This is a genomic window from Nocardia sp. CC201C (genome assembly GCF_030010695.1).
In the GTDB taxonomy this organism is placed as follows: Bacteria; Actinomycetota; Actinomycetes; order Mycobacteriales; family Mycobacteriaceae; genus Nocardia; species Nocardia otitidiscaviarum.
This window is the reverse complement of record NZ_JASCXP010000166.1, coordinates 1-14,681: the sequence shown is the minus strand read 5'-3', so window position 1 is coordinate 14,681 and position 14,681 is coordinate 1. Positions and strand designations below refer to the sequence as shown.

The 14,681-nt window shown below is 69.4% G+C and carries 14 protein-coding genes; 11 read left to right on the top strand and 3 right to left on the bottom strand.

What is annotated here, in order from left to right:
- Window positions 1–545: hypothetical protein (locus QK444_RS18540; protein WP_282781979.1), on the bottom strand; the 545-nt coding region annotated here is incomplete at its 3' end.
- Window positions 546–646: 101 nt separating this feature from the next.
- On the bottom strand, window positions 647–1,411 hold the full coding sequence (locus QK444_RS18535; protein ID WP_282781977.1) for a class I SAM-dependent methyltransferase: 765 nt from the start codon (window positions 1,409–1,411) through the stop codon (window positions 647–649).
- 118 nt (window positions 1,412–1,529) lie between these two features.
- On the opposite strand from QK444_RS18535, the gene QK444_RS18530 reads away from it, so the two are divergent.
- Genes QK444_RS18530 through recN form a run of 4 tightly spaced genes read left to right on the top strand, consistent with a single transcriptional unit; the run spans window position 1,530 to window position 5,577 of the window.
- Complete coding sequence (locus QK444_RS18530) at window positions 1,530–1,799, top strand: hypothetical protein (RefSeq protein ID WP_282781975.1); 270 nt, start codon at window positions 1,530–1,532, stop codon at window positions 1,797–1,799.
- A 1-nt stretch (window position 1,800) separates the two neighbouring features.
- Complete coding sequence (locus QK444_RS18525) at window positions 1,801–2,772, top strand: TlyA family RNA methyltransferase (protein WP_282781973.1); 972 nt, start codon at window positions 1,801–1,803, stop codon at window positions 2,770–2,772.
- On the top strand, window positions 2,769–3,827 hold the full coding sequence (locus tag QK444_RS18520) for an NAD kinase (protein ID WP_282781972.1): 1,059 nt from the start codon (window positions 2,769–2,771) through the stop codon (window positions 3,825–3,827). The genes QK444_RS18525 and QK444_RS18520 overlap by 4 nt, the downstream gene beginning before the upstream one ends.
- Window positions 3,805–5,577, top strand: coding sequence for a DNA repair protein RecN (recN, locus tag QK444_RS18515; RefSeq protein WP_282781970.1), 1,773 nt, complete (start codon window positions 3,805–3,807; stop codon window positions 5,575–5,577). The genes QK444_RS18520 and recN overlap by 23 nt, the downstream gene beginning before the upstream one ends.
- Before the next feature lie 287 nt (window positions 5,578–5,864).
- Here recN and QK444_RS18510 read toward each other — a convergent pair whose 3' ends face one another.
- A complete protein-coding gene (locus QK444_RS18510; protein WP_029928439.1) occupies window positions 5,865–6,284 on the bottom strand; it encodes an SRPBCC family protein in 420 nt (139 codons plus the stop codon).
- A gap of 211 nt (window positions 6,285–6,495) precedes the next feature.
- On the opposite strand from QK444_RS18510, the gene steA reads away from it, so the two are divergent.
- From steA to QK444_RS18475, 7 genes are all read left to right on the top strand, one after another.
- Complete coding sequence (steA, locus tag QK444_RS18505) at window positions 6,496–7,707, top strand: putative cytokinetic ring protein SteA (RefSeq protein ID WP_282781967.1); 1,212 nt, start codon at window positions 6,496–6,498, stop codon at window positions 7,705–7,707.
- Between the two features lie 7 nt (window positions 7,708–7,714).
- Window positions 7,715–8,638 (top strand): copper transporter, encoded by a 924-nt coding sequence (locus QK444_RS18500; RefSeq protein ID WP_282781966.1) that lies wholly within the window; start codon window positions 7,715–7,717, stop codon window positions 8,636–8,638.
- A gap of 76 nt (window positions 8,639–8,714) precedes the next feature.
- On the top strand, window positions 8,715–10,457 hold the full coding sequence (locus QK444_RS18495) for a CTP synthase (protein WP_282781964.1): 1,743 nt from the start codon (window positions 8,715–8,717) through the stop codon (window positions 10,455–10,457).
- The gene (locus QK444_RS18490) at window positions 10,454–11,116 is read left to right on the top strand and encodes an NUDIX hydrolase (protein ID WP_282781962.1); all 663 of its coding nucleotides are present in this window, start codon (window positions 10,454–10,456) and stop codon (window positions 11,114–11,116) included. Before QK444_RS18495 ends, QK444_RS18490 begins: the two co-directional genes overlap by 4 nt.
- A gap of 210 nt (window positions 11,117–11,326) precedes the next feature.
- Window positions 11,327–12,289, top strand: coding sequence for a site-specific tyrosine recombinase XerD (gene xerD / locus QK444_RS18485; RefSeq protein ID WP_051037133.1), 963 nt, complete (start codon window positions 11,327–11,329; stop codon window positions 12,287–12,289).
- A gap of 159 nt (window positions 12,290–12,448) precedes the next feature.
- Complete coding sequence (locus QK444_RS18480) at window positions 12,449–13,345, top strand: ParA family protein (RefSeq protein WP_282781983.1); 897 nt, start codon at window positions 12,449–12,451, stop codon at window positions 13,343–13,345.
- Window positions 13,346–13,719: 374 nt separating this feature from the next.
- Complete coding sequence (locus QK444_RS18475; RefSeq protein WP_282781981.1) at window positions 13,720–14,538, top strand: segregation/condensation protein A; 819 nt, start codon at window positions 13,720–13,722, stop codon at window positions 14,536–14,538.
- The last annotated feature ends 143 nt before the right edge of the window (window positions 14,539–14,681 follow it).

The following is a 14,681-nucleotide window of genomic DNA, read 5'->3' as shown; positions in this document are numbered from 1 at the left end:
ACCCACACGCTTCGGGCTATAACTTGGCCGCGGGGCGGTTTGCGCAGGGCGGGCGGCCCGAAGAACTGCGGCATGAACAGCACGAACCCGGCCGCGAATACCATGGCCGCGTAACGGGCGGCACTGTCCCGCAACGCGACCGCGACCCACACACTCGCCGCAGCCACCGTGATCAGTCCGATTCCGAACATCGCCGCCGGAATGGGGGCGAACCGGAGTGCGTCGGCCACCGCGAGCAGATCGTCGCGGTCGCCCTCGGTCGCCATCGCGTACAAACCGAAATCCTCGGCACCGTAGTAGGGAAGCGTCAATCCCGTGCCCACCCACATGGCGGCCGCCGGTCCGATCCCGATGCGATCGCGAATGCCGAGCAGCCCGAGGGATACGAGCACGAATCCGATCATGGCGCAGACATGTGACACCACCCATAGGGTGGACCCCATGGCGGCGGCCGCGCCCTCCGTCGTGGTCTCGTCGTGCCACGGCCGCAGCACCGGGTAGAGGAGAAACAGCACGCCAGCGGCGGTGAGTGTATATCTGGCCATTCGAGAACTCCGACCGATCGGGAAACTGCTGGGGGAGGGCGAATCTCACCCGCCGCCGACACTAACCCGACATTCGCCCAGCGGCAGCGCGACCGCAGCGACTACGGCGTACTGGGCTTGCGTGCCTCGACCAGCGTGCGCGCGGCGTACGCGATGAACGGACCCTCCCGCTCGATCCGCTGGTGCAGGTCGCGCAGCCGATCGCGATAGGCGTCCACGGTGAAGCCGGGCACCATCCAGATGACCTTGCGCAGGAAGTAGATCACCGCGCCGATGTCGTGGAACTCCATGCGCAGCCGCTCCGGCTCACACCGCACGATCTCCAGCCCCGCCGCCCGCGCCGCGCCGGTCTCGGCGTCGGGATGGCGTTCGCCGCGCGCCTGCGGCTGCGGCCCGAGGAAGTATTCGACGAGTTCGAACACACTGGCCGGGCCGACGTGCTGGGCGAAGTAGGTGCCGCCGGGTTCCAGCACGCGCGCGATCTCCGCCCACCAGATGGTGGCCGGATGCCGGCTCGTCACCAGATCGAAGGCGTCGTCCGCGAAGGGCAGCGGCGGTTCGTCCGGATCGGCGACCACCACGACCCCGCGCGGATGCAGCAGCCGGGTGGCCTTCGCCAGATTCGGCGGCCACGATTCGGTGGCGACCATGGTCGGCGGAAACGTCGGTGCCTCGGCCAGCACCTCACCGCCGCCGGTCTGGATATCCAGGGCGGCGCGCGCCCGCGCCAGCCGCCGCGCCTGCTGCTTCCGGTACCCCCACGACGGGCGCTCCTCGCTGGCGCGGCCGTCCAGCCAGGAGAAATCCCAGCCGTCCACCGCTACCGACTCGGCCTCCGCCACGAGTTCGTCGAAGTCACGTCCCATAACCGTCGATCCTCGCAGTCCGGGGCAAACGATTTTCGCGGCGCGCCCGGTCGGCGACCGGATCGGAGGGATGCGGTACGTGTGTTCGAATGTGAGTTCCGGTAGCGTTGTCGCCACGATGACTACGCCCACGCCACGCCCGCATGCGCCCGTGCCCGGCCCCCGCCCCGGGGCGCCACTGCCCGGTCAGCATCTGCCGGGCGCGAATCAAGCGGACTTCGCCGATCCGGGTCGGGTGCGCGCGGAGGTCGACGAGTTGCTGGCGGAATTGCACGCGGGTGCGCGGGATTCGAGCGGCGAGGGGATCGATATCGCGCGGCGGGCCCGCATCCTCGAGCAGGCGCACGAGGTCTTGGTGCAGGCCCTGGCAACGGTGGACAAGATCTGAGGTGGCCAGGCGCGCACGAGTGGACGCGGAACTGGTTCGCCGCGGATTGGCGCGGTCGCGGGAACACGCGGTCGAGCTGATCTCGGCGGGTCGCGTCCTGATCAATGGAACGGTCGCCACCAAACCGGCGACGGGGGTGGAGACCGCGACCCCGCTGCTGGTGCGGGAGGAGCCCGACGAAGTGCGGTGGGCCTCGCGCGGCGCGCACAAACTGCTGGGTGCGCTGGCGGCGTTCGAACCGCAGGGTGTCACCGTCGCGGGTAAGCGGTGCCTGGACGCGGGCGCGTCCACCGGCGGGTTCACCGACGTGCTGCTGTCGAAGGGGGCCGCGGCGGTGGTGGCCGCCGATGTCGGCTACGGCCAACTCGTCTGGCGGCTGCGCAGCGACGACCGCGTCGAGGTGCACGACCGCACCAACGTGCGGGCCCTGACCCCGGAACTCATCGGGGGCACAGTCGAATTGGTGGTGGCGGACCTGTCTTTCATCTCCCTCGGCCTGGTGCTGCCCGCGCTGGCACTGTGCTGCGCCCCGGCCGCGGATCTGTTGCCGATGGTGAAACCCCAGTTCGAGGTGGGCAAGGAACGCGTCGGGTCCGGCGGTGTGGTGCGGGATCCGGCGCTGCGCGCGGAGGCGGTGCGTGCGGTGGCCGCGGCCGCCGCACGGCTGGGACTGCGCACCCACGGCGTGGTCGCGAGCCCGCTGCCGGGACCGTCGGGGAATGTGGAGTACTTCCTCTGGCTGCGCAAGGAGCCGTCCGGCGCCGACCATTCGGCCGGGTCGATCGCCGGCACCGCAGCGGACTCGTCCGTGAGTGCGCACCCGGGAGTTCCGTCCGTTCCGGAAGACGGTGCGGGAACCGGTCACCCGGCCGCGCCCGAGGCGGCGGCTGTCGGTGCCGCCGCCTACGATGCGGTCGAGGAGGAACGGGTGGCGGCGCTGATCCAGCGCGCGGTGGAGGAGGGTCCGCAGTGAGCGGGGAGAGCGGTCGGTTGCACGACGCGAAGACTCGGGAGATCCTGCTGGTCGCCCACCCCGGCCGCGCCGAACTCACCGAGACCGCGCACCGGGTGGCGAAGATCTTCGAGCAGTTCGGGATCGGCCTGCGGGTGCTGGCGGACGAGGCGTACAGCACCCGCTTCGACACCGACGAGCAGGGCCGCCCCGACGGGTATCCGGTGCGTGTGATGGAGCACGGCCCCGAAGCCGCCATCGGTTGCGAAATGGTGCTCGCCCTCGGCGGTGACGGCACCTTCCTGCGGGCGGCGGAACTCGCCCGCGAGGCCAATGTGCCGGTGCTGGGCATCAATCTGGGCCGCATCGGTTTCCTCACCGAGGCCGAGGCCGAGAATCTGGACGAGGCCCTCGCCCAGGTGGTGCGCCGTGACTACCGCATCGAGCGGCGCATGACCATCGATGTCACCGTGCGCGTGGACGATACGATCACCGAACGCGGGTGGGCGCTCAACGAGGCCAGTATCGAGAATTCGGCGCGGATGGGGGTGCTGGAGGTCGTCCTCGAAGTGGACGGCCGCCCGGTCTCGTCCTTCGGCTGTGACGGCGTGCTGGTCGCCACCCCCACCGGTTCCACCGCGTACGCGTTCTCCGCGGGCGGCCCGGTGGTGTGGCCGGAACTCGAGGCGCTGCTGGTGATCCCGAGCAATGCCCACGCCCTGTTCGCGCGACCCCTGGTGGCCAGCCCGGATTCGCGCATAGCGGTGGAAACCGTTGCGACGGGCCACGATGCGATAGTTTTCCTCGACGGCCGACGCACCCTCGCACTGCCGCGAGGCGGCCGGGTCGAGGCGGTCCGTGGGACCGAGCCGGTACTGCTGGTGCGGCTGGATTCCGCACCCTTCGCGGATCGGATGGTGCGCAAATTCCAGTTGCCCGTGACAGGCTGGCGGGGCCGCTCGTCTGCCCGGCTGGGCGCGGAGGAGGAAGCCCGCGTAACCACGCAGCGACCCCGAGCAGGCGACGTCGAACACCGCCGAACGGAGAGCACGAGTGCTGACAGAGATCAGGATTGACGGCCTGGGCGTCATTTCCACCGCCACAGCGCAATTCCATGAGGGTTTGACCTGTTTGACCGGTGAGACGGGCGCGGGGAAGACGATGGTGGTGACCAGCCTGCACCTGCTGAGCGGTGCGCGCGCCGACCCCGGCCGGGTTCGGTTGGGTGCGTCGCGGGCGGTGGTGGAGGGCCGCTTCACCCTCGACGAGGTACACGAGGGCGCCGTCGCCGAAGTGGACGGGGTGCTGGAATCCACCGGCGCCGAACGCGATGACGACGGTTCCATCATCGCCGTGCGCACCGTGGGCAGCGACGGCCGCTCCCGCGCGCACCTGGGCGGGCGCAGCGTTCCGGCCGCGGTGCTGTCGGATTTCACGACGCCGCTGCTCACCGTGCACGGTCAGAACGATCAGTTGCGGCTGCAGCGGCCCGATCAGCAGTTGCACGCCCTGGACCAGTTCGCCTCCGACAGCGTCGGTCCGCTGCTGCGCAAATATCAGAAGGAGCGGCGCAAGTGGCTCGACGCCCGCACCGAACTGCTCGAACGCACCGCGCGCAGTAGGGAACTGGCGCTCGAGGCCGCCCAGCTCGAGCAGTCGCTGACCGAAATCGACGCCATCGCACCGCAACCCGGTGAGGACGAACACCTGGTGTCCGAGGTGCGGCGGCTCTCGGATCTGGATTCGCTGCGTGAGGCGGCCGCCACCGCGCACGACGCGCTGGCCGGTCCGGCCGACGCTCCCGGTGAGGGCGGCGGTGCGCTGGATCTGCTGGGCACCGCCCGCGCCCGCATCGAGGCGGCCGAGGATCCGGCGCTGGCGGGGTTGGCCCCGCGGCTCGGCGACGCCATCGCGGTGGTCGTCGACCTGACCACCGAACTCAGCTCCTACCTGTCGGATCTGCCGTCGGATCCCGGTGCGCTCGACACCATGCTGACCCGGCAGGCCGAACTCAAAACGCTGACCCGGAAATACGCCCCCGATATCGACGGCGTAATCGCCTGGGCGAATGAGGCGCGCACCCGCCTGGACTCCCTGGACGTCTCCGAGGAGGCGCTGTCGGCGCTGTCGGCCGAGGTCGACAGCGCGGCGGAGAAGGTGCGCGAGGCGGCGCGCAAACTCACCGCCGCGCGCACCAGGGCGGCGGGCAAACTCGCGACCGCGGTGAGCGCCGAACTGTCCGGCCTGGCCATGGGGCGCGCCAAACTCGAGGTCGTGGTGCGGCCGCTCCCGGCCGCCGCCCAGGATTCCGCGCCGTTGAAGGTGGACGGTTCGGAACTGCATGCCGGTTCCAGCGGTGTGGACGAGGTGGAATTCCGGCTCGCGGCGCATTCCGGCGCGCAGCCGCTGCCGTTGAGCAAGAGTGCCTCCGGCGGTGAGCTCTCACGCGTCATGCTCGCCCTGGAAGTGGTGCTGGCCAGTTCCGAGCACGGCACCACCATGGTTTTCGACGAGGTGGACGCCGGGGTCGGCGGCCGCGCGGCCGTCGAGATCGGCCGCCGCCTGGCCACTCTGGCGCGCACCCACCAGGTGATCGTGGTGACCCATCTACCGCAGGTGGCGGCCTTCGCCGATACCCACCTGGTGGTGGACAAGGTGGACGACGGCAAGGGCGTCAACTCCGGGGTCCGCGCCCTCACCCAGGACGAGCGCGTCGCCGAACTGGCCCGCATGCTGGCCGGTCTCGGCGACACCGAGACCGGCCGCGCCCACGCCTGGGAGCTGCTCACCACCGCGCACGCCGAAAAGGTCGGCGCGGTCGACTGATTCGCGATCGGACGGCTGCGGCGTCGCCGCAGGCGGGTGAGCGCGCCGGTGGCCGCACCGAGTTCGCCCACGCGGGGCGATACTGCCGCTGTCGGCGCGCCGGCGCGGCTCAGCAGCAGCTCGGTCACCGGCCAGCCCGCGACATTCACCGAGACCCCGTTGCGTCGATACCCATCGAATACCACGTACGCGGCCGCGACCCGGTGGCGGCTCGTATCGGAATCCCGAGCCGACATGGCGAGGCCCGCCTCCGGAGCGGAGACGGGCCGGTCGGAGGCGGGTTCGCCCTACTTCACCGCTTTGCGAGCGCCACTGAGAAAGGCGTTGATCAGGCCCTTCAGACCCAACTCCAGGGCCTTGGCCGGAACGGGCAGGCTGGGCTCGGATTCCATGGTGTAGACCACCCGGGTGCCGCCCGGAGCGTCGGCGAAGGTGACGGTGCCGACATGCCGCTTCACCGGCGCGCCCGCGACGATCTGGTAGACCATGCGCTCATTGGGCACCAGTTCGAGGGTCTCTTCCGTGACGCCGACCGGGCCGAGGCCGAGCTTGTAGCGCGCGCCCACACCGGAGGGGGCGCCCGCGCCGGGCTGGATGAGCGAGATCTGGATGGGCAGGTAGGCTGCCATCGCGTCGCGATCGGCGAAGAGCCGGTAGACGACCTCCCGCGGGGCGGCGATCACGGTGTCGACGGTGGTGCTGGCCATGACGGCATTGTCTCCTTCGGTCGAGCTGCCAAACCGAATCCCCTGAATGTCCGGGACAGCTACGCCCCGGAGCATATCGGTACCTGTGGTCACGGGCACTGTCGCTTTCGGTCATGATGGCGGGACATGGTGGCATCACAGTGACGAATGTGATTGATGGTGCGGCGCGCCTCCACCAATGGTTGAGACTTTCCTGTAACCATCGGGCGTTATGAAGATGCTGGGACTGTTGTCGAAACCCACCGAGACGCTGCCGGGCCTGTCCGGGATCGCCCGGGTCGACCGCAATACCCGACGTCTACTCCAGCGCGTGGGACCCGGGGACGTGGTAGTGCTGGACGAGATGGACCTCGACCGCCTCACCGCCGACCGCCTGGTCGAGGCCGGGGTGGCGGTGGTGATCAACGCCTCGCCGTCCATCTCCGGCCGCTATCCGAATCTGGGCCCGGAAGTGCTGGTGGCCAATGGCATCCTGCTGCTGGACACCGTCACCACCGATGTGTTCAAACGCATCAAGGACGGCGCGAAGGTCCGCGTCGACGACGGCGTCGTCTACAGCGACAAGCTGACCAAGAAGGAGCCCGAGGTCCTCGTCGAGTGCGTGGAACTCACCGAATCCTCCATCGCCGAGCGCATGATCGAGGCCCGCAACGGGTTGGCCGATCACCTGGAGGCGTTCGCGGGCAACACCATCGAGTTCATCCGCACCGAGAGCGGTCTGCTCATCGACGGCATCGGCGTGCCCGAACTCGACCTCGACATGCGCAAGCGCCACGTCGTGGTGGTGGCCGACGGTTCCGATCACGCCGAGGATCTCAAGCGCATCAAACCGTTCATCAAGGAGTACGCGCCCATCCTGGTGGGCGTGGGACGCGGCGCGGACACCCTGACCCGCAACGGATATCGGCCCGACCTCATCGTCGGCGATCCCGAGGAGATCACCGCCACCACCCTCAAATGCGGTGCCGAGGTGATCCTGCCCGCCGATACCGACGGGCACGCCAAGGGTTTGGAGCGCATCCAGGATCTGGGCATCGGCGCGACCACCTTCCCGTCCTCGGGCGCGGCCGCCGATCTCGCACTGCTGCTGGCCAATCACCACGGGGCGTCGCTCATCGTCACCTGCGGCGCCGCCGCCTCCCTGGACGACTTCTTCGACCGCGGCCGCCGCGATTCGAATCCCGCCACCTTCCTCACCCGGCTGAAGATCGGCACCACGCTCATGGACGCGAAAGCCGTTGCCACGCTGTACCGGCAGCGCGGCTCCGGCTGGGCGGTCGCGCTGGTGGTGCTCGCCGCGCTGGTGGCGTTGATCGTGGCGCTGCTGGCCACGCACCTGGGCAATGAGGTGATCGATTCCGGTATCGACGCCTGGAACCGCTTCGAACTCTGGGTTCGCGGCCTTCTCGACCGAAGCAGCTAGGGGACCCATGATTTCGCTTCGCTACCACGCCGTGTCGATCGCCGCGGTCTTCCTGGCCCTCGCCGTCGGCGTGGTGCTCGGCGCTCGCGCGAACGACGGTCTGCTACCCGGAATGGGCGAGGGCGGCGGGCAGGCCGGGGACCTGCGCACCGAGAATGCCCGGCTCACCGAGCAATTGCGGGCCGCCGACGCCTTCCTCGCCGGTGCGGCGCCGAAACTGTTGGCGGGCAGCCTGACCGATCGCGGCGTCGTCGTATTCACCACGCCCGACGCCGATCTCGCGGATGTGGACGCGGTCACCAAATCGCTCACCACCGCCGGGGCGACCGTTACCGGGCAGATCGCGCTCACCAACGCCTTCACCGATTCCGGTGAGGGCGACCGGCTGCGTACCGCCGTCGCCAACCTGGTCCCCGCGGGCGCGCAGCTCGGCACCGGCGCGACCGATCAGGGCAGTCTGGGCGGTGACCTGCTGGGCCTGCTGCTGCTCACCGATCCCGCCAACCGGCAGCCGCGCGGCAGCGATCAGGAGCGCGGCCTGGCGCTGGAGACCCTGCGCGGCGGCGGTTTCCTCGCCCCGGCAGGGGAGGTGCGCCCCGCCGATCTCGCGGTGGTCGTCACCGGTGACGGCGTCCGCGCCGACGAGAACCAGCGCGGCACCATCATCGCTCGCTTCGCCGGTGGCCTGAAGGCGCGCGGGGCGGGTGTGGTGCTGGCGGGTCGCGCGGGTGCGGCCGCCGGGTCCGGACCGATCGCGGTGGCGCGTGACGAAGCCCCCTTGGCAACGGTCACCACCGTCGACAATGTGGACCACGAGATCGGCCGCCTCACCACGGCGCTCGCGCTGACCGAGCAGTTGAGCGGCGGAACCGGCCGATACGGCACCGGCGATCGGGCGACCTCGCTCACAGTCGCGGCCATGCCACGCTGAACTGATAGCTAATCGGTGGCGATCGGTCCGCGCGGCGTGTGAACAGCCCGGCGGATCCGTGTTACCGTGGAGTCCCGTGGGTCAATCACGGATTCCGGCGCGCTCCGCTCATAATACGACGGCCACGAAGCACATCTTCGTCTCCGGCGGTGTCGCCTCATCACTCGGTAAGGGCCTGACCGCTTCCAGCCTCGGACAGTTGCTGACGGCGCGTGGTTTGCGCGTCACCATGCAGAAGCTGGATCCGTATCTCAATGTCGATCCCGGCACAATGAACCCCTTCCAGCATGGTGAGGTGTTCGTGACCGAGGACGGCGCGGAGACGGACCTGGACGTCGGGCATTACGAACGCTTCCTCGACCGCGATCTGTCGGGGTACGCCAATGTCACCACCGGCCAGATCTATTCGTCGGTCATCGCGAAGGAGCGCCGCGGCGAATACCTCGGTGACACCGTGCAGGTCATCCCGCACATCACCGATGAGATCAAGAGCCGCATCACCGCCATGGCGGGACCGGATCGCCAGGGTCAGATCCCGGATGTGGTCATCACCGAGATCGGCGGCACCGTCGGCGATATCGAGTCGCAGCCGTTCCTGGAGGCGGCGCGCCAGATCCGCCACGAGGTGGGGCGCGACAACTGCTTCTTCCTGCATGTGACGCTGGTGCCCTACCTGGGCCCGTCCGGCGAGCTCAAGACCAAGCCGACCCAGCACTCGGTGGCCGCGCTGCGCAATATCGGCATCCAGCCCGACGCGCTGATCCTGCGCTGCGACCGCGAGGTGCCGGAGCCGCTCAAGAACAAGATCGCGCTCATGTGCGACGTCGAGGTGGACGCCTGCGTGTCCACCCCGGACGCGCCGTCCATCTACGACATTCCCAAGGTGCTGCACCGTGAGGGCCTGGACGCCTATGTGGTGCGCAAGCTGGGCCTGCCGTTCCGCGACGTGGACTGGACGGTGTGGGGTGATCTGCTGGACCGGGTGCACAACCCGCGCGAACAGGTCACCGTGGCGCTGGTCGGCAAGTACGTGGACCTGCCGGATGCCTACCTGTCGGTCACCGAGGCGCTGCGCGCGGGCGGATTCGCCGCCAAGGCCAAGGTGAACATCCGCTGGGTGCAGTCCGACGAATGCGATACCGAGGCGGGCGCGCAGCAGCACCTGTCCGATGTGGACGGGGTGCTGATTCCGGGCGGATTCGGTATTCGCGGCATCGAGGGCAAGGTCGGGGCCATCCGCTACGCCCGCACCCACGGCATTCCGCTGCTGGGCCTGTGCCTGGGCCTGCAGTGCGTGGTGATCGAGGCGGCGCGCACGGTGGGGCTCAAGGACGCCAACTCGGCGGAGTTCGAGCCCGAGACCAAACATCCGGTCATCTCCACCATGGCCGATCAGGAGCAGGCCGTGGCCGGGGAGGCCGATCTGGGCGGCACCATGCGCCTGGGCGCGTACCCCGCGGTCCTGGAGCCGGGTTCGGTGGTCGCGCAGGCGTACGGCGAGACCGAGGTGTCCGAGCGGCACCGGCATCGCTTCGAGGTCAACAACGCCTACCGCGACAAGATCGCCAAGAGCGGCCTGAAGTTCAGCGGCACCTCGCCCGATGGGCATCTGGTCGAATTCGTCGAGCTGCCGCAGGACAAGCACCCGTTCTTCGTGGCCACCCAGGCGCATCCGGAACTCAAGTCCCGGCCCACGCGCCCGCATCCGCTGTTCGCGGCGCTCATCGCGGCGGCACTGAAATACAAGGCGGCCGAACGGCTTCCGGTGGAGATCCCGGATACCGCGCCCGCCGAAGCGGGTGAGAAAGTAGCGAAATGACCTCAGCGCACGGCGACTCGGCCCCCGGCACCCACGACTTCGACATCGTCGACAGTCGCACCGCGTACTCCGGCGCGATCCTCGCGCTGCGGCTGGACGAGGTGGCCATGCCGGGCGGGCGGGTCGCCCAGCGCGAGGTCATCGAGCATCACCCCGCGGTGGCGGTGGTGGCGCTCGAGGACGACGACACCGTGGTGTTGATCAACCAGTATCGGCATCCGCTCGGGCGGCGCCTGCTGGAACTGCCCGCCGGGCTGCTGGATCAGCCGGGGGAGGATCCGCTGGAGGCGGCGCGGCGGGAGCTGACCGAGGAGACCGGTCTGGCCGCGCGGGAGTGGTCGGTGCTGGTGGACGTGGCGCTGTCACCGGGGTTTACCGATGAGGCGCTGCGCGTCTATCTGGCCACCGGCCTGTACGAGACCGAGCGGCCCGAGCCGGAATTGGAAGAGGCGGATATCGAGATCGTCCGCATGCCGCTGGACGCGGCCGTGCGGGCGGCCTTGGCGGGGGAGATCACCAATGCCACCGCCGTGGCCGGACTGCTGGCGCTGGTGACCGCGCGGGCGACCGGTGCGCCGCTGCGGGCGGCCGACGCGCCGTGGCCGGACATGCCGACCGCCTTCCTGGCCAGGAAGTCCGCCGAGGCCAGCGAAAAGTAGGCGAAGCCAGCGAAAAGTAGCGAGCGGTCTGCTGTCGCGCCGCCCTGGCGCGACGGCGCCGCCGCACGCGCGGGGCCGGTCGACACCATCTCGGCCTGCCGCTTGAACCGCGTCCGCCAGAGGAGGTGGTGGGTCTGCCCGCCGACCGAGCGGTCTTGTCTGGGCGGCGTCGCTGCCGAATCCGTCGGTGCGGACTGCCATGATGGGTCCGTGACTGCCGCCGCGACCACCGCCGAGAACCGGGATCGCGATGCGCTGCGGCGGGAGATCGACGCCTACCTCGACCATCTCACCGTCGAGAAGGGGGCCGCGCGCAACACCCTCGCGGCCTACCGCCGTGATCTCGGACGCTATCGGGAGTTCCTGGCGGCCCGGGGCGTCGCCGGACTGGCAGCGGTCTCGGAGACCGATATCGGGGATTTCATGGTGGCGCTGCGCTCCGGCGACGCCGAACGCCCCCCGCTGGCGGCCAGTTCGGCGGCGCGGGCGCTGGTGGCCGTGCGCGGACTGCACCGGTTCGCCGCGGCGGAGGGAATGACCAGCGCCGATGTGGCGCATCCGGTGAAACCCCCGGCCCCGGCCCGCCGCCTGCCGAAAGCGCTGCCGTACGAGCAGATTTCCCGGCTGCTGGATGCCGCCGGTGGCGATGTCGCAGATGGGCCGCGCGGATTACGCGATCGCGCCCTGCTGGAGTTGCTGTATTCCACGGGTGCGCGCATCTCGGAGATCATCGACCTGGATGTCGACGATATCGATACGGGGGAGCGCGCGGTGGTGCTGCGCGGCAAGGGCGGTAAACAGCGCATGGTGCCCATCGGCCGCCCGGCGCTGGCCGCCGTGGACGCCTACCTGGTGCGCGGCCGCCCCGCACTCGCCCTGCGCGGCAAGGGAAATCCGGCGCTGTTCCTCAATCACCGGGGTGGTCGACTATCGCGCCAGAGTGCCTGGCAGGTGTTGCAGGCCGCGGCCGAACGCGCCGGAATCGCGGCCCAGGTGTCGCCGCATACCCTGCGCCATTCGTTCGCCACACATTTGCTCGACGGCGGCGCGGATGTGCGGGTGGTGCAGGAGCTTCTCGGTCACGCCTCGGTGACCACCACTCAGATCTACACTCTGGTCACCGTCGGAACGCTGCACGAGGTATGGGCGACAGCTCATCCTCGGGCCCGGTAGCCAGTCTGAAGTGCAGCTTTAGGGTGCGTGTCCGAGCCGGGGTCTTGCGTGGACAGGCGGTAGCGTCTATTAGGGACCGTGCCGCACGGGCGGCGGGGTTAGGGCATGAACGTCGAAGGAGCAGCGGACGTGACGAAAGCCGGTGGTGCGGGCCAGCGGATCGAAACCGCCGCGCAGACATTGTGGGAGGCGCCGGACGTGCAACCGGATAACGCGGAACTAGGTCCGACCGGTCGGCCTCTACGCGATATCCCGGAGCCTCCGCCCGTCAACCATCACGGTGACGCGCTCATAGTCGCCATGTGCAATCAGAAGGGCGGGGTCGGCAAGACCACCTCGACCATCAATCTGGGGGCGGCACTGGCCGAATACGGCCGCCGGGTGCTGCTGGTCGATCTGGATCCGCAGGGTGCGCTGTCGGCGGGACTCGGTGTGGCGCACCACGATCTGGACCACACCGTGCACAACCTGCTGGTCGGCAACGGCAAGGTCGGCGTGGACGATGTGCTGATGCGCACCAAGGTCGACGGCATGGATCTGCTGCCCAGCAATATCGACCTGTCCGCCGCGGAGATCCAGCTCGTCAACGAGGTCGGCCGCGAGCAGACCCTGGGACGGGCGCTCGCGCCGCTGCGCAACCGCTACGACTATGTCCTCATCGACTGCCAGCCCTCGCTGGGCCTGCTCACGGTGAACGCCCTGGCCTGCTCCGACGGCGTGATCATTCCCATGGAGTGCGAGTACTTCTCACTGCGCGGGCTGGCCCTGCTCAACGACACCGTGGAGAAGGTGCGGGACCGGTTGAATCCGGCGCTGAGCCTGTACGGCATCGTTGTCACCATGTTCGATGCCCGTCTGCTGCATTCGCGCCAGGTCATGACGCGCGTGGTCGAGGTGTTCGGCGACCTCGTCTACGACACCGTGATCTCGCGGACCGTCCGGTTCCCCGACGCCAGTGTCGCGGGTGAACCCATCACCACCTGGGCGCCGAAATCCGGTGGCGCGGAAGCGTATCGGGCCATGGCACGGGAAGTCATACACCGGTCGGGCCGTTGAACGATTCCCCCGAGACAGCGCCCGGGCAGGTCACGCCGGGTGTGGATACCGCCGTGCCACGAGACGCGGATCCGCCGGGTGCGGTGGTCGACGACATCGCGGGCACTCCCGAGGACGACCCCGGTGCCGGTGATTCCGATGCCGACGAACCCGGCGACGAACGGGCGACGCCCGCGGAGCGCGATGGAGCGGCATCGGTGGTCGACGACATCGCCGGTGATTCGGATACCGCCGTGGTGTCCGATATCGCGGCATCCGCCGCGCCCGTCGCGCCGGGTGCGGGATCGCCCGATACCGCGGCCGTTCCGGGTGACACGGCGGCCCCCGATGGCTCGGCAGCTCCGGACAGCTCGGATACTTCCGGCAAGTTTCATCTGCGGTTGAGCAATTTCGAGGGTCCGTTCGATCTGCTGCTCCAGCTGATCAGCTCGCGCCGCCTCGATGTCACCGAGGTCGCCCTGCACAAGGTGACCGATGAATTCATCGCCTACACCAAGGCTTTGACCGCGCAGGCCGAGGCCAGTGGGCTGCGCGCGGACAAGGTCCTCGATCAGACCACCGAGTTCCTGGTGGTGGCGGCGACATTGCTGGATCTCAAGGCCGCCCGTTTGCTGCCCTCCGGCGAGGTCACCGACGAGGAGGATCTGGAACTGCTGGAGGCCCGCGATCTGCTCTTCGCCCGCCTGCTGCAATACCGCGCCTTCAAGCAGGTGGCCGAACTGTTCGCCGAGCTGGAAGCCGCCGCGTTGCAGCGCTACCCGCGCGCGGTCTCGCTCGAGGAGCGCTACCTGGACCTGTTGCCGGAGGTTACCCTGGGAGTTGACGCGGCGGGATTCGCCGAGGTCGCCGCGGCGGCCTTCCGGCCCCGGCCGGTGCCCAAGGTCGGGATCGACCACATCCACCAGCACGCCGTCTCGGTCGCCGAACAGGCGGCCATCATCCTGGAGTTGCTGAAGGCCAAGGGCGCGGGCGGCTGGACGACCTTCCACGAGCTGATCGTCGACTGCGAGGCCCCGGTGCAGATCGTGGCCCGCTTCCTGGCGCTGCTCGAGCTCTACCGGGGCCGGAATATCGAATTCGAGCAACCCGATCCGCTGGGCCCGCTGCGGGTCAGCTGGACCGGCGAACCCAGCGCGGCCAAGGAGACCGGCGGCGCGATATACGACACCATCAGTGATGAGGAGTACGGGTGACCGAGGTGACAGACCCCACCGGCGCACAATCGGCCGCCACCCCGGCACCGGATACGGACACACCCGCCGCCCGGGGACCGGAAGCCGACGATCGGGCGCGCGGTGCGGCCCTCGCTGCCGACGATGCCGTCGACGCGGGCACG

Excerpts from the sequence above, each read along its gene's own strand:
- QK444_RS18510 (WP_029928439.1), bottom strand. The coding sequence starts at position 6,284 with ATGGCCAGCACCACCGTCGACACCGTGATCGCCGCCCCGCGGGAGGTC.
- steA (WP_282781967.1), top strand. The coding sequence starts at position 6,496 with ATGAAGATGCTGGGACTGTTGTCGAAACCCACCGAGACGCTGCCGGGC.
- QK444_RS18500 (WP_282781966.1), top strand. The coding sequence starts at position 7,715 with ATGATTTCGCTTCGCTACCACGCCGTGTCGATCGCCGCGGTCTTCCTG.
- QK444_RS18530 (WP_282781975.1), top strand. The coding sequence starts at position 1,530 with ATGACTACGCCCACGCCACGCCCGCATGCGCCCGTGCCCGGCCCCCGC.
- QK444_RS18535 (WP_282781977.1), bottom strand. The coding sequence starts at position 1,411 with ATGGGACGTGACTTCGACGAACTCGTGGCGGAGGCCGAGTCGGTAGCG.
- QK444_RS18490 (WP_282781962.1), top strand. The coding sequence starts at position 10,454 with ATGACCTCAGCGCACGGCGACTCGGCCCCCGGCACCCACGACTTCGAC.